Below are 14,151 nucleotides of genomic sequence, written 5' to 3'. Positions count from 1 at the left end.
AAAAAATGTAATGGAGTAGAAAGGGTTTTTTATTCGTATGACAAGACAAGAGCGAATTTTACAATTGCCTTTTTTCGAAAATAAACGTGAACTTGCCGAGCAAGTATTAAAAATAGAACGAGAAGAGCATGTATATTTACCAGATCAATTTGAAATTAAGCAAGTGCCACCGTATTCATTTGGTGAAAAACAAGCAATCATTGGCCGTATCCATGAGTTTTATTTCATAAGTGTTGGTAGTGATAGCGTTTGGAAGTATCAACTGTTTAAGGATGAGATGAAGTGTCGTGAGTTTTTTGTTATGTTGCCAAATATTACGGATCAGCAGATAGCGTTTTGGTTTAATAACATAGAGTTATTGAAAGGTTCTTAAAAAGATCTAAAAAGCTCTTTTTAGGGTTGACGAGAGGACCCAGCGTTGTTTTTGAGCGGTTAGTGCCTAATAGGGCCTCGACTGGTGTGTAAGGACAAAGGTATGGAGAGTTACTAGGGTAGTATAAAAAGAGGTAAGCAAAGTTTAGTGTGGATAAACAGTTATGGTCCAGAAGAGCTCCTAGTTGTAAGAATAGAGCTATGGAGGCATACTGAGATAGTTGGGGATGAGATAATCATTTCATAGTAGACCAGTGCCTTCTGGATAGTATGTGACGATAGATTTTTATAAAAGGAGAGGTGAGGAGGATGGCGCAAAATAAGTATCGCGTTACATTCATTTCGCCGAGTGAGGTTGAGCAGCGGACTGTAATGGCGGCGAATAGTTTGCCAGATTTAATTCGTAAAGTAGAAAGTATTATCGCAGATCCAAACGGTTATTTTGTGAATGATAAAAAAAATAATTGTTATTTTAAAGTGATTAAAGAAAATGTTACGTTTATTCAATATGAGTTACTATTTTCGGATAAGGAAATTCATATTGAAAAATTAAAACATATAGCACCGGCAGTATTAAAGCGATTATTCGAAAAAATAAATGACCCGGAATTATATGCACTCGCGCTACTTGATGTTGATATAGCAACGAAAGAATATGTGTTAGCAGAAATGAATTCTGAGCTGAGAATAAGAGTAGAGACCGAGCTTTCGAAAAAATGGGAAGCAATGCCGACGGAAGTTGTAGGAGCACAAGAAGTGTTATTAGAGGCACTTGCTTCGTTTATACAAGAATAATTGTTTTTTTATAAAATGAATCGTTCGACTATCTATATTTTTTATATAGGTAGTTGACTTTTTCGCTTTTATAAAGCTTAATAATTAGATATACGGAATTAATGGAAGGGGAGCGACACCTTTATGTCACAAGCACAAAGTATTTTATTAGAAAGCGGAACAAATGAATTAGAGATTGTTACGTACACTGTTGGTGAAAACCTATTTAGTATTAATGTAATGAAAGTACGTGAAATCATTAATCCATTCCCTGTTACAACTGTGCCAGAATCTCATCATGCAGTTGAAGGTGTTGTTCAAGTACGTGGTGAAATTTTACCTGTTATTAACTTGGCAATGGCTCTTAATTTAAAGTCAACAAAGCCACTTGATCAAACGAAGTTTATCATCTCAGAATTAAACCAAATGAAAGTTATTTTCCGCGTTGATGAAGTGCATCGTATTCAACGTATTTCATGGGAACAAATTGATGAACCAGCTTCATTATCTATGGGACTAGAAGAAACGACATCTGGTATTGTAAAACTAGATGGCAAAATCATTTTACTATTAGATTATGAAAAAATTGTATGTGAAATTAGCGGCACTGGTTATGACAATAAATCAATTGCAGGGTTAGAACAAAAAACAGATCGGGCTGAAAAAGTAATTTATATTGCAGAAGATTCAGCGATGCTTCGCCAAATATTAGAAGAAACATTATCATCAGCTGGATATACAAAAATGAACTTCTTCAGCAATGGTGCAGAAGCGTTAGCGCAAATTGAAAAATTAGCGAAAGAGCAAGGCGAAAAAATGTTTGAGCATATTCACTTGCTAATTACGGATATTGAAATGCCCAAAATGGATGGACATCATTTAACGAAAGTGGTTAAGGATAGTGAAGTAATGAATCGTTTACCAGTCATTATTTTCTCTTCATTAATTACAAATGAATTATTCCATAAAGGTGAAGCTGTGGGAGCAAATGCTCAAGTAAGTAAGCCAGATATTCAAGAGCTAATTGGTTTAGTTGATAAGTTAGTACTTTAAAAGTTTCTATTTAGCCGAAATAGAAGCTCTAGCCAAGTGTTGAGCAGTCAGTGCTTAATAGAGCCCTATGCGATGTTGAGACCAGACATATGGAGTGGTTATAGGTAACTAGAAGAGCTGGTGTATAACATTTTTCTATTTAGTAGAAATAGAGGAACTACTTATGTAAGGAAGTTTTCAGTGCTTAATAGAGTCTCATGTGATGTGAGTTCAGAGGTATGAAGTAGTTTTAGGTAAGAAGAAGTGAGACTTCGATTGAGGATTTGAAGACTAGGTTTATAACTCTATTTTGTTAGAGAGAGGAAGGAATTAGCCAATGCTACATATGGCTAATTCCTTTTTAGTATTCTATACTTTAAGCTGGCAGAAAAATGAAAGGTTTCTGGGGGTGTTTGCTGCTGTATGTATGAAAAAATCTTCATTTGAAGATTTTTGATTTGAAAATATAAAAGAACGTATTTTCAATGGTTATTTTATTAATATTTCGTGGTAACGCAAATTTTTTCGGTGAAAAAACATTCAAAATACCATATAATATAATTAAATGTAATTAATATGCAATTTTGCATATTAATAAAAAAACATTTTCCAAATTTTTATACTTTCTATACATTTTTGTATGTTTATTATTTGACAGATAATTTCGAACTGTTATAATATGGATATGTAAAAATTGCTATTTTCTTAAAAGACATGGGAGTCAGATGAGAATTGTGAAAGGATGAGGGGGAGTGGCACAGATTATGTATCACCACACAGCAATTAATGTATTAGGTCTTTTGCAAAACATGTCAAATAATAAAATGAACGATATGCAACTAGAGGTGGAATTTAAAAAAATAGAAAAAGAATTCCAAGTAAAGTATGAAGAATTAGTTGATTTACATAATAGAATGGTATTATTTCAAATAGATATAGAAAAAAATGGCGGGATGCGAGCATATGAAAAATCAGCAATTACATGGCTGAAGTCTGAACTAGAGCTACTGTATGAAGTGTATCAATTTTGTCAACGTCACGGTTTAAACATTTTAAATATTTCAAAATACGTAAGTAAAAATGAACTAAATCTTTTTCCAAAAACAGAAAGTCAATTGCAAAATACGTATTATAAATTGAAAAAACGTGAAATACCGTTTGAAAATATTGAAAAACAAAAACCAGGACGAAAGCGAAAATATATACCAGTAAAAGAGACAATCGTTGCAAGAAAACAAGAAAACGAGTACGAATTAAAAGGTGAAATTCAGCATAAAGAGGATGAAAAAAATCTTGTAACAGTTATATCTGGTATCGTTGATAACTTTGAAACAATTAATCAATGTAGTGAAAGGAAAGAAGACGAACTACATCAGTTTATGGAAGGTATTTATAAGCTTTCTAGCATGGCAGCAGGGCGTTCTAGAGAAGCAAAGAATACACGTAGTCTAGAAGGTGAATTGCAGTCGTTACAACTAGAAAATGAAAGGTTAAAACGAGAGAAAGAAGAGCTTGTACAAGATATTAAAGGTATGACGCAGCTTTTAATTCATTTCATTACAAGTTCTGATATCGATCAAATTCGTAAATTACCAACTTTCGTACAAGATTGTAAAATGGAATTACATAAACTAGGGCTATATAATGCACAAGACGGTAAAATGAAAATTATGGTTGATCGTAGCGGACAAGTTATGACCGTAACACAGTAATAAAAATTGGGTACAAAATAAAAGGGAGATACATAGTTTATATGTATTTCCCTTTTATTTTGTATGGAATCGTTCCGAAGAAGGAAGATGAATTTTTACGATTGTAGTAGTTTAGAAACTATTTGCGGAATTTGATTTGCTTGTGAAACCATACTAAGCGCAACTTCAGTTAATAATTTGAACTTAAAAAAATCACTCATTTCCTGCGCCATATCTGCGTCTTCAATTCGAGATGCAGCATCTGTTAACGCCATACTTTGGCTATTTAAATTTTCAATATTAAACTGTAAACGATTTATCATTGCACTAAGGTCGGCACGATGAATTGACACACTTTGCAAAGCCTCTTCAATTTTACGGATTGCCGCTCTTGCTTCTTGTTCTGTTGAAATCTTGATGTCATGTTGTGTAGGGGAAGGGGGAATATGTTTCGTCATATGTACCGTATGACCGATATCGTTTAATGTAATAGGGCGGTTTTGACCGTCAAATATGGATAAATCATTAAACTCAGTCGTCTCGCCAATATAGCTAATTTGTTCTGTTAAAGATTGAAACTCTGTATTCAGTGAATGACGGTTTTTATTTGAATTCGTACCGTTCGCAGATTGAACGGCTAAATCACGCATACGCTGTAAAATATTTGTCACAGTTTGAAGGGCAGCTTCCGCCGTGCGAAGCATCGATATCGCATCCTCATTATTACGAATCGCCACGCGCATACCACTTGCTCTCGCATGCATACGAGTCACAATTGCAATATTAGCGGGATTATCCGAAGCGTTGTTCAACTTCTTACCAGTCGCCAAATGCTCCATCGCAACATTCATACGCTTCTCATTCTCATACAACGACTGCCTAGCATTCATACTTAAAACATACGTACCAATACGCATAATAGACACTCCTTATAGATTGATATAGTTAGTGTTCTAAAGCTAATAAACGGTTATGAAAAGAAAAAGGGGCGTATGCTCACTATATCTTTTTGTTTTCATACACGGACCGAGAATAAAATAGGCCCTGACCGCTACTAAATATGGTTAGAGCTTCTCTTTAAGCTAAAAAAATCTTTCAATCTATCTATATAGAAAAAATAAACCTCTCCGCAAGCAGAGAGGTTTATTCAGGAAACTAACTCAAATGGCTTATTGTAATAATTTAGAAACCATTTGTGGAGTTTGGTTTGCTTGAGAAAGCATGCTGATACCAGCTTCGTTCAAGATTTTGAACTTAGTCATTTCAGACATTTCTTTCGCCATGTCAGCGTCTTCGATTTGAGAAGCAGCTGAAGCCATGCTAGCAGATTGGCTCTTAAGGTTATTTACGTTAAAGTCAAGACGGTTTAATGTAGCACCTAGAGTTGCACGGTTGTCAGCGATTGTTTTAAGAGCATTGTCAATTTTGTCGATTGCTTTTAAAGTGTTTTGTGAAGTCACATCATTCAATGTTTCTGTAACTTTTGCAAATTCCGCTGTGTTATCAGCACTATCAGCAGTTTTAACAGCTGTCATAGCATTTTCAAATGCAGTCACTTTAGTTCCATCAAATAAATCTTTTACTTTGTCAAATTGAGCTTTAGCATCTGAAACCACTTTTTTTCTAGCTGTTTCATCTTTTGCTGCTCCAAAATCAGCTTCGAAGGTTTTCATTGCGTCTTTAAATTTTCCTAGGTCAGCAATTTTATCTTGAGGAATTGCTACATCTTCAATCTTTAGATCATCAATTTTTAAGTCCTTAAGGTTAGCACCTTTTAGTTGGATACCAATTTGTTTAGCACCTTCACTTGAATCTAGAGTTTGAATGTTAATTACTTGATCAGTATTTAATAAATTTTTATCATTAAATTGTGTATTTTCAGCGATGTAAGTAATTTGTTCTTTTAATGCATCAAATTCTTTGTTTAGTGCACCTTGGTTTTCTTTTGTGTTCGTACCGTTCGCAGATTGGTTAGCGATGTCACGCATACGAAGTAAGATGTTAGATACAGAGTTTAAAGCTGAGTCAGCTGTACGGATTAATGACATACCGTCTTGTGTGTTGTTAGCTGCAACACCTAATCCGCTTTCACGTGCACGCATACGAGTTGCGATTGCAAGACCTGCTGCATCGTCAGAAGCGTTGTTGATACGTTTACCGCTTGATAAACGGTCCATAGCGTTGCTCATTTTAGCTTGGTTTTGGCGCATGTACTCTTGAGTACGCATGCTGTTAATGTTTGTATTAATTCTCATGTTAAGAAACCCCCATTTTTTTATATTGACTTTTCTGCAAATTGAAAAACGGTAATATGCGAAAAAATCAATTTCGAGATTTATTGTAATCCTTGCTACAACGGGTGTCAACTAAAAATTCGAATTAATAAATATAAAAAAATAACAGTTTAACAATATATTCATTTTTTTATTACATAATTATTAAAAGGATTATTGCAAACTTTAAAAAAAAACTCTAATATTAGATTATCTTTGTTTACCGAAAAGGTGATATTATGATAGTTGGAAATATAGTAAAAGAAGTGCTTGCATATAAGAAAGGGCAAATTCAGCAAAAGCTAAGTAGTCCACAAGCATTCGTTAGTAGTCGTTTTCAAGAGAAGTTGCAGAGTGAACCTGCGAAGGAGACGAAGGGTACTACGCAGCCGGCAAACATAGAAGATATGAGTCAGCCGGTACAATCTACGAAAATAGAAGCGGTTGTTAATAAACCCGTAGAAACTATTAATAAAGTAGAGGAAGCGAGTAAGCCTGAAGAAAAGGCTGAAACGAAGAAAGCAGAGGAAGTGCAAGTTGCGCAAAAAGAGTTTGAACGACGTTTCCCAGAAACGAAAAATGAGGCTGTTGATACGTGGGAATTAACGAAGAAGTATAATATTCAAAAAATACGTTCTTCCAATGAAGGGAAGTATGAGGATATTATTGATCGTGTAAGTCGTACATATGGAATTCCGAAAACGTTAATTCAAAAAATGATTGAAGTAGAGTCTAATTTTAATCCGAAAACGGTGTCACATGCAGGTGCGATGGGTCTTATGCAGCTTATGCCAGCGAATGTGAAGGAGATGGGTGTGAAGAATCCATTTTCACCAGCTGAAAGTATTGAAGGTGGCGTGAAAGAGTTAAGCGGTTATTTAAAGAAAAATAACGGCGACTTAGTATTGGCGCTTGCTTCTTATAATGCTGGTCCTGGTAATGTGAGAAAGTACGGAGGCGTACCGCCATTTAAAGAAACGCAAGGATATATTAAAAAAATATTAAATATCGACGTTTCAAAATAAGAAGTTTCATATATAGAGAGAACATGAAATTTTCGTGAACATGATATGGGAGTTGGCTAGATTTGAAATTACAAGATGATATTCCGTTAACAATTTATTTTGAAATCGGAAATACGAAAAAGAAAATTGAAGATCTGCTTCATATTACGAAAGGTACATTGTATCGTCTTGAAAATTCAACGAAAAATACGGTGCGTCTTATGCTTGAGAATGAAGAGATTGGAACCGGAAAGATTTTAACGAAGAATGGAAAAATGTACGTTGAAATCGTTGAATTGAAAAGGTAGGGAAGGGGATTGTCATGAGTGGCGAAAAATTAAGCCAAGAGCAAATTGATGCCCTGCTGAAGGCGGTAAATGAAGGCGAGGAAATGCCAGCTTTCGCACAAGAAGCAGGAAAGCAAGAGAAATTTCAAGAGTATGATTTTAATAGACCAGAGAAGTTCGGTGTTGAGCATTTACGTAGTTTGCAAGCGATTGCTTCTACTTTTGGAAAACAGACGTCACAGACGTTATCAGCGCGTATGCGTATTCCAATTGAACTAGAGCCTTCAACAGTTGAGCAAGTTCCATTTACGAGTGAATATGTGGAGAAAATGCCGAAAGATTATTATTTATATTGCGTAATTGATCTCGGTTTACCAGAGCTTGGAGAAATTGTTATTGAGATTGATTTAGCATTCGTTATTTATATTCATGAATGTTGGCTTGGCGGAGATAGTAAGCGTAACTTTACGATGCGCAGACCGTTAACAGCGTTTGAGTTTTTAACGCTTGATAATATATTCTTGCTTCTTTGTAAAAATTTAGAGCAATCATTTGAAAGTGTTGTTGCGATTGAACCGAAATTTGTAACGACAGAAACAGATCCGAATGCACTAAAGATTACGACAGCGAGCGATATTATTTCATTACTTAACGTAAATATGAAAACAGATTTTTGGAATACGACGGTGCGTATCGGAATTCCATTCTTATCTGTTGAAGAAATTATGGATAAGTTAACGTCTGAAAATATTGTCGAACATTCTTCAGATAAACGTAAAAAGTATACGTCTGAAGTGGAAGTGAAAGTAAATCAAGTGTACAAACCTGTTCACGTTGCAATTGGTGAGCAGAAAATGACAATGAGTGAGATTGAACAAATTGAAGAAGGCGATATTATTCCGCTTCATACGAAAGTTTCGGATGAATTACTTGGTTATGTAGATGGAAAGCATAAATTTAATTGTTTTATTGGAAAAGATGGAACGCGTAAGGCGCTCCTATTTAAAAGTTTTGTAGAGTAGGAGGATCCATATGAAGCATGAAGTATCTCCCGTGTCATTAATGGGATTAGAAGATTTTGCAGGAAAGCGAAATGAAGCAGGTAAAGCACATATTGATACTGTTTCAGATATTTCGATTGAACTCGGTGTAAAGCTTGGAAAGTCATCTATTACACTTGGTGATGTAAAGCAGTTAAAAGTTGGCGATGTTCTGGAAGTAGAGAAAAACTTAGGACATAAAGTAGATGTGTATTTAAGTAATATGAAAGTCGGCATCGGTGAAGCAATCGTAATGGACGAGAAATTCGGTATTATCATTTCTGAAATTGAAGCTGATAAGAAACAAGCGGCGCTTATGAAAGCCCAAAGTCAAATGCAAGATAAAGAGTAGAGGAGGAGTCATATGTCGTATATGACGACCTTATTTCAAGTCGTTTTACTGTTTGGTGCGCTCGGTTACGGTGCATATTATATGACGAAAAAGACGCGCAAACAGCAGTTTTTTAAGCAGGGTGAAAATGGCCATATTCAAGTAAAAGACGGCGTGTATTTAAATCATCAAACGAGTGCCTTTTTATTTGAAGTGGACGGAAAGCAAGTGTTCACTGTTATTAGTAATAACGGTGTGCAGTCTGTGCAATTAACCGGAACAGGAAATCAGTTTCAACAAGCACTAGAAGACGCGGTGAAGACTGAAACGAAAAAAGTAGAGGATCCATCATGAGAATAAAGAAACAGTTATCATTATTAGCCGTTATTTTCGTATTTTCTATCGTTTTTTCAATTATTTTTGTAAATCCAGCGTATGCGGCCCCGAACGGTTTTATTAATTTCGAAAATGGAAAAGAGTTTACGAGTAATTCAAGTGTACAACTATTTGCGCTCGTTACCCTTTTATCATTATCTTCTTCTATCGTTCTATTATTTACACATTTTACTTATTTTATGATCGTTCTTGGGATTACACGTCAAGGACTTGGGGTAATGAATTTACCACCAAACCAAGTGCTTGTTGGACTTGCATTATTTTTATCACTCTTTACGATGCAGCCTGTACTCGGGCAACTGAAGAGCGATGTGTGGGATCCGATGACGAAAGAGAAAATAACAGTAAGCCAAGCTGCGGAAACGACAGCTCCTATTATGAAAGAATATATGTCAAAGCATACGTATAAGCATGATTTGAAAATGATGCTGAAAGTACGCGGAGAAGAGTTGCCGAAAGATTTGAAAGATCTTTCCTTATTTACACTTGTACCATCCTTTACGTTAACGCAAATTCAAAAAGGTTTACTAACAGGGATGTTCATTTATTTAGCGTTTGTATTTATAGATTTGATTATTAGTACACTTTTAATGTACCTCGGGATGATGATGGTACCGCCGATGATTTTAAGTTTACCGTTTAAAATACTCGTTTTCGTATATTTAGGTGGATATACAAAAATTGTCGATATTATGTTTAAGACGGTCGCCTGAAGCGTTTGATGCTATGTGATAGGAGTCATATAAATGAATACGTCACCAATTATAGATATTTTCCAAACCTTTTTTTATAAAGGGGTTATGATTTTAATGCCGATTGCCGTTGTAAGTCTGATTGTCGTTATTATTATCGCGGTTATTATGGCAATGATGCAAATTCAAGAGCAAACGCTGACGTTTTTACCGAAAATGGCGAGTATTGTGCTCGTTATTATCATTTTAGGTCCGTGGATGTTCCAAGAGTTAACGATGCTTATTTTAGATTTATTTGATAAAATCCCATCGCTATTGCGTTCGTACTAAGATAGGTGAACTGAAATGAATATGGAATTATGGGCGGCAACGTTTTTTGCGTTTTGTCGCATTACTTCATTTTTATATTTTTTACCGTTTTTCTCAGGCCGATCCATTCCAGCAATGGCGAAGGTTACTGTTGGACTTGCTCTTTCAATTACAGTGGCTGATCAAGTGGATGTCTCTCACATCAAGACAGTTTGGGACGTTGCAGCTTATGCAGGAACGCAAATTGTAATTGGATTATCACTTTCAAAAATTGTAGAAATGCTGTGGAACATTCCGAAAATGGCCGGGCATATTTTAGACTTTGATATCGGTTTATCACAAGCAAGTTTGTTTGATGTAAATGCGGGCTCACAGTCTACTTTACTATCAACCATTTTTGATATATTTTTTCTCATTATTTTTATTTCACTTGGCGGCATTAATTATTTCGTTGCCACGATTTTAAAGTCGTTTCAATATACAGAGGCGATTTCAAAATTGCTGACGACTAGTTTCTTAGATAGTCTACTCGCAACGCTATTATTTGCGATCACATCAGCGGTTGAAATTGCTCTTCCGCTTATGGGAAGTTTATTCATCATTAACTTTGTTCTAATTTTAATTGCAAAAAACGCTCCGCAATTAAACGTTTTTATGAATGCATACGTAATTAAAATTACATGTGGTATTTTGTTTATTGCGATGAGTGTACCGATGCTCGGTTATGTGTTTAAAAATATGACGGATGTATTACTTGAAGAATATACGAAACTATTTAACTTTTTCTTAACGAAGTAGGGGGACGCGCATGGCAAAGGATAATAAAACAGAAAAGGCCACCCCGCAGAAGCGTAAAAAATCGCGTGAAGAAGGGAATATTGCCCGGAGTAAAGATTTAAATAATTTATTTTCCATTCTCGTATTAGCAGTTGTCGTTTATTTCTTCGGAGATTGGCTAGGGTATGAGATTGCAAATTCCGTAGCGGTGCTGTTTGATCAAATTGGAAAAAATACAGATTCAACCGAGTATTTTTATTTAATGGGGATTTTATTACTGAAAGTATCAGCTCCGATATTAATACTCGTATACGCTTTTCATTTATTCAATTATATGATTCAAGTCGGCTTCCTATTTTCTTCTAAAGTCATTAAACCGAAAGCGTCACGTATTAATCCGAAAAACTATTTTACGAGACTGTTTAGTCGTAAAAGTTTAGTAGATATTTTGAAATCACTGTTTTATATGGGATTAATCGGTTACGTCGCTTACGTTCTCTTTAAAAAGAATTTAGAGAAAATTGTCAGTATGATTGGATTTAACTGGACTGCATCACTTACTGAAATTATTAGGGAAATTAAATTTATTTTCTTAGCAATTTTAATTATTTTAATCGTTCTTTCTATTATTGATTTCATTTATCAAAAATGGGAGTACGAGCAAGATATTAAGATGAAAAAAGAAGAAGTGAAACAAGAGCATAAAGATAATGAAGGGGACCCGCAAGTTAAAGGGAAACGAAAAAACTTTATGCATGCAATCTTGCAAGGAACAATTGCGAAGAAGATGGATGGCGCAACGTTTATTGTAAACAACCCGACTCATATTTCGGTCGTACTTCGTTACAATAAACACGTTGATGCAGCACCAATTGTCGTTGCAAAAGGGGAAGATGAGCTCGCATTATATATACGAACGCTTGCCCGTGAACAAGAAATACCAATGGTGGAAAACCGTCCACTTGCTCGTTCTTTATATTATCAAGTCGAGGAAGATGAGACGATTCCAGAAGATTTATACGTAGCTGTAATTGAAGTTATGCGCTATTTAATTCAGACGAACGAACTTGAAGTATAATAGCGCGTTTGGAGGAGATCTCTTTGTTTAAGATAGATTCTGCAAGAACCTATTTTTCTATCTTTTTAGCAGCGTCATTCGTAGTGGCGCTCTTAATTCCACTTCCACCATTTATACTTGATATCATTATCGTTTTTCTACTAAGTATGTCAGTACTTATTTATATGCGAGCGACAAGTATTAACGAGTGGGATGAATTAAAGTCATTTCCGACGATGTTGTTATTAATCGGGATTTTCCGCGTATCGATTAACGTTTCGACGACGCGAGCGATTTTGACAGATGGAAATGCAGGTCATGTTATTGAAGAGTTCGGCCAGTTCGTAATTGGCGGAAACTTATTAATTGGTATCGTTATTTTTACAGTATTAATCATATTCCAGTTTATTGTTGCAAACGGTGCGTCTCGTACAGCTGAAGTAGCAGCTCGTTTTACACTTGATTCTTTACCAGGGAAACAAATGTCTATCGATGCTGATTTAAACCAGCGTATTATTTCAGAAAAAGATGCACAAGCAAAACGAAAAAAATTAAATATGGAAACAGAGTTTTACGGGGCGATGGATGGTGCCGGAAAGTTCATTAAAGGGGACGTTATTTTCGGGATTGTCATTTTATTCGTAAACATTATTTTCGGCTTAATTGTCGGAATGATGCAGCAAGGGATGAGCTTTGCGGATGCAGCTCTTCATTATACACAGTTAACTGTCGGTGACGGAATCGTAAACCAAATCGGTTCGTTAATGCTTGCAATTTCAACAGGTATTATCGTAACTCGTGTATTTGACGGTTCACCGGATACAGTAACAGAAGGTATCTTTAAAGAGTTATTAGCGCATGAAGTCGTTGTATATGCGCTCGGTGGTTTATTTATCGCAATGGGTATTTTTACTCCGCTACCGTTTCTACCATTTGCACTCGTTGGCGGAACAATTATCTTCTTAGGTATTCGTAATAAAAATCGAATAAAGAAAGAAAAAGAAGACGAGCTTCAAAAAGAAATAGAAATGATCCAAGGCGAAGATGAGCAACTACAACAAGTGGAAGATTCATTTGGAGTATTTACGGATAAATATCCAATTATAGTAGAACTCGGTTTAGATTTAGCAGCACTTGTAAAGCAGAAAATTAACGGGGAAACAGCGCGTGATAAAGTTGTTCTTATGAGGAAGTCGATTATTACTGACCTTGGTATTAATGTTCCTGGAATTAACTTTAAAGATAATACGAGCTTTAGACCACGCGGACGTTACATTATTCGAATTAAAGGTGCGAAGGCGGCTGAAGGTGTTTTAAAATCAGGTTATTTATTAGCACTGAAAACACCAAACGTAATGGCTGATTTAGATGCAGAGCCAGCGAAAGATCCAATTTTCGGTGAAGATGGATATTGGATTTTAGAGCATATGGTGCAAGATGCACAAATGAAAGGCTATCAAGTGTTAGAGCCACTTAGCATATTAATTACACATTTAGATGTTGTCGTTAGACGTAATCTTCACGAATTAATTCAGCGCCAACATGTAAAAGACTTAATTAACTCGCTTGAAAATGATAATGGCGTTCTATTAGAAGAGATTAAGAAGAAAGAAATTGATCTATCACTCGTTCAAAATGTTATTAAACAACTTCTAAAAGAAGGTATTTCTATTCGTGATTTACCAACAATTATTGAAGGTATTATTGACGGCAAAGAAATTTATCAAAACCACGTTGATGGTGTGACATCATTTGTTCGTGAATGTATTTCAAAAGTTATTTGTGAAAATGCGAAAAATCCAGACGGAAAAATATATGCAGCGCTCTTCTCTGATTCAATTGAGTTAGATGCGGATGTTGTGAATAATTCATATCAAGGTTACTTATTAAACTGGGATTTAGATTTAGAAACACGTGTCGTTGAGCAAGTGCAGCGCGTCTTTAAACAAGCACGTTTAATGGGAAGAGAACCAGTGTTATTAACACGTAGAAAAGATTTTAGATTTGCGATTGTAAGACTGCTAGAACGTTATCAAGTGGAAGCACAAGTACTTTGTATTAGCGAATTAGCACCAGAAATTGTTGTGGATCAAATTGCCTATATTGAATAGTAGGG

Annotated in this window: 16 protein-coding genes; 14 read left to right on the top strand and 2 right to left on the bottom strand. The window is 35.4% G+C overall.

Going from position 1 to position 14,151, the window contains the following annotated elements; translation table 11 throughout:
- Positions 1 to 37 precede the first annotated feature (37 nt).
- The 4 genes from HMAS_RS15905 (at position 38) to HMAS_RS15890 (ending at position 3,890) form a co-directional block, all read left to right on the top strand.
- Entirely contained in the window at positions 38 to 373 is a 336-nt protein-coding gene (locus tag HMAS_RS15905) for a DUF3964 family protein (protein ID WP_000198166.1), read from the top strand.
- Positions 374 to 681: 308 nt separating this feature from the next.
- Positions 682 to 1,167, top strand: coding sequence for a hypothetical protein (locus tag HMAS_RS15900; RefSeq protein WP_025709194.1), 486 nt, complete (start codon positions 682 to 684; stop codon positions 1,165 to 1,167).
- 123 nt (positions 1,168 to 1,290) lie between these two features.
- A complete protein-coding gene (locus HMAS_RS15895; protein ID WP_000075943.1) occupies positions 1,291 to 2,199 on the top strand; it encodes a chemotaxis protein in 909 nt (302 codons plus the stop codon).
- Between the two features lie 743 nt (positions 2,200 to 2,942).
- The gene (locus tag HMAS_RS15890) at positions 2,943 to 3,890 is read left to right on the top strand and encodes a DNA-binding domain-containing protein (RefSeq protein WP_025709193.1); all 948 of its coding nucleotides are present in this window, start codon (positions 2,943 to 2,945) and stop codon (positions 3,888 to 3,890) included.
- A gap of 95 nt (positions 3,891 to 3,985) precedes the next feature.
- Here HMAS_RS15890 and HMAS_RS15885 read toward each other — a convergent pair whose 3' ends face one another.
- Positions 3,986 to 4,786 (bottom strand): flagellin, encoded by an 801-nt coding sequence (locus tag HMAS_RS15885; RefSeq protein ID WP_025709192.1) that lies wholly within the window; start codon positions 4,784 to 4,786, stop codon positions 3,986 to 3,988.
- A gap of 252 nt (positions 4,787 to 5,038) precedes the next feature.
- Positions 5,039 to 6,124, bottom strand: a complete 1,086-nt coding sequence (locus HMAS_RS15880; RefSeq protein WP_025709190.1) for a flagellin — start codon at positions 6,122 to 6,124, stop codon at positions 5,039 to 5,041.
- Between the two features lie 257 nt (positions 6,125 to 6,381).
- On the opposite strand from HMAS_RS15880, the gene HMAS_RS15875 reads away from it, so the two are divergent.
- The 10 genes from HMAS_RS15875 to flhA all read left to right on the top strand — a co-directional run bounded on the left by HMAS_RS15875 (position 6,382) and on the right by flhA (position 14,146).
- On the top strand, positions 6,382 to 7,167 hold the full coding sequence (locus tag HMAS_RS15875) for a lytic transglycosylase domain-containing protein (RefSeq protein WP_025709189.1): 786 nt from the start codon (positions 6,382 to 6,384) through the stop codon (positions 7,165 to 7,167).
- 62 nt (positions 7,168 to 7,229) lie between these two features.
- On the top strand, positions 7,230 to 7,454 hold the full coding sequence (locus tag HMAS_RS15870; protein ID WP_000775712.1) for a flagellar motor switch protein FliN: 225 nt from the start codon (positions 7,230 to 7,232) through the stop codon (positions 7,452 to 7,454).
- A 14-nt stretch (positions 7,455 to 7,468) separates the two neighbouring features.
- On the top strand, positions 7,469 to 8,455 hold the full coding sequence (fliM, locus tag HMAS_RS15865) for a flagellar motor switch protein FliM (protein ID WP_000012360.1): 987 nt from the start codon (positions 7,469 to 7,471) through the stop codon (positions 8,453 to 8,455).
- 10 nt (positions 8,456 to 8,465) lie between these two features.
- On the top strand, positions 8,466 to 8,825 hold the full coding sequence (fliN, locus tag HMAS_RS15860; RefSeq protein ID WP_000680010.1) for a flagellar motor switch protein FliN: 360 nt from the start codon (positions 8,466 to 8,468) through the stop codon (positions 8,823 to 8,825).
- Between the two features lie 12 nt (positions 8,826 to 8,837).
- Complete coding sequence (locus HMAS_RS15855; protein ID WP_000121178.1) at positions 8,838 to 9,158, top strand: hypothetical protein; 321 nt, start codon at positions 8,838 to 8,840, stop codon at positions 9,156 to 9,158.
- On the top strand, positions 9,155 to 9,913 hold the full coding sequence (locus HMAS_RS15850) for a flagellar type III secretion system pore protein FliP (RefSeq protein WP_001220582.1): 759 nt from the start codon (positions 9,155 to 9,157) through the stop codon (positions 9,911 to 9,913). Before HMAS_RS15855 ends, HMAS_RS15850 begins: the two co-directional genes overlap by 4 nt.
- A 33-nt stretch (positions 9,914 to 9,946) precedes the next feature.
- Entirely contained in the window at positions 9,947 to 10,222 is a 276-nt protein-coding gene (locus HMAS_RS15845) for a flagellar biosynthetic protein FliQ (protein ID WP_001098080.1), read from the top strand.
- A 15-nt stretch (positions 10,223 to 10,237) separates the two neighbouring features.
- Positions 10,238 to 10,999: a flagellar biosynthetic protein FliR gene (locus HMAS_RS15840; protein WP_001055718.1), complete on the top strand. Its 762-nt coding sequence runs from the start codon at positions 10,238 to 10,240 to the stop codon at positions 10,997 to 10,999.
- 10 nt (positions 11,000 to 11,009) lie between these two features.
- Positions 11,010 to 12,056 carry a flagellar type III secretion system protein FlhB gene (gene flhB, locus HMAS_RS15835; protein ID WP_001030111.1) on the top strand — a complete coding sequence of 349 codons (1,047 nt, stop codon included), beginning with the start codon at positions 11,010 to 11,012 and terminating at the stop codon, positions 12,054 to 12,056.
- A 23-nt stretch (positions 12,057 to 12,079) separates the two neighbouring features.
- On the top strand, positions 12,080 to 14,146 hold the full coding sequence (gene flhA, locus HMAS_RS15830; protein WP_000472534.1) for a flagellar biosynthesis protein FlhA: 2,067 nt from the start codon (positions 12,080 to 12,082) through the stop codon (positions 14,144 to 14,146).
- Positions 14,147 to 14,151 lie beyond the last annotated feature (5 nt).

This window comes from Bacillus sp. HMA207 (assembly GCF_003402455.1).
GTDB classification, from domain to species: Bacteria; Bacillota; Bacilli; order Bacillales; family Bacillaceae_G; genus Bacillus_A; species Bacillus_A cereus.
This window is presented reverse-complemented; position numbering and strand designations above follow the sequence as displayed.

What these genes read in the sequence shown, in the direction of transcription:
- HMAS_RS15890 (WP_025709193.1), top strand. Translation starts at nt 2,943, where the DNA reads ATGTATCACCACACAGCAATTAATGTATTAGGTCTTTTGCAAAACATG.
- flhB (WP_001030111.1), top strand. Translation starts at nt 11,010, where the DNA reads ATGGCAAAGGATAATAAAACAGAAAAGGCCACCCCGCAGAAGCGTAAA.
- HMAS_RS15895 (WP_000075943.1), top strand. Translation starts at nt 1,291, where the DNA reads ATGTCACAAGCACAAAGTATTTTATTAGAAAGCGGAACAAATGAATTA.
- HMAS_RS15900 (WP_025709194.1), top strand. Translation starts at nt 682, where the DNA reads ATGGCGCAAAATAAGTATCGCGTTACATTCATTTCGCCGAGTGAGGTT.
- HMAS_RS15885 (WP_025709192.1), bottom strand. Translation starts at nt 4,786, where the DNA reads ATGCGTATTGGTACGTATGTTTTAAGTATGAATGCTAGGCAGTCGTTG.
- fliM (WP_000012360.1), top strand. Translation starts at nt 7,469, where the DNA reads ATGAGTGGCGAAAAATTAAGCCAAGAGCAAATTGATGCCCTGCTGAAG.
- HMAS_RS15880 (WP_025709190.1), bottom strand. Translation starts at nt 6,124, where the DNA reads ATGAGAATTAATACAAACATTAACAGCATGCGTACTCAAGAGTACATG.
- HMAS_RS15845 (WP_001098080.1), top strand. Translation starts at nt 9,947, where the DNA reads ATGAATACGTCACCAATTATAGATATTTTCCAAACCTTTTTTTATAAA.
- HMAS_RS15850 (WP_001220582.1), top strand. Translation starts at nt 9,155, where the DNA reads ATGAGAATAAAGAAACAGTTATCATTATTAGCCGTTATTTTCGTATTT.
- HMAS_RS15840 (WP_001055718.1), top strand. Translation starts at nt 10,238, where the DNA reads ATGAATATGGAATTATGGGCGGCAACGTTTTTTGCGTTTTGTCGCATT.
- HMAS_RS15905 (WP_000198166.1), top strand. Translation starts at nt 38, where the DNA reads ATGACAAGACAAGAGCGAATTTTACAATTGCCTTTTTTCGAAAATAAA.
- fliN (WP_000680010.1), top strand. Translation starts at nt 8,466, where the DNA reads ATGAAGCATGAAGTATCTCCCGTGTCATTAATGGGATTAGAAGATTTT.
- HMAS_RS15875 (WP_025709189.1), top strand. Translation starts at nt 6,382, where the DNA reads ATGATAGTTGGAAATATAGTAAAAGAAGTGCTTGCATATAAGAAAGGG.
- HMAS_RS15855 (WP_000121178.1), top strand. Translation starts at nt 8,838, where the DNA reads ATGTCGTATATGACGACCTTATTTCAAGTCGTTTTACTGTTTGGTGCG.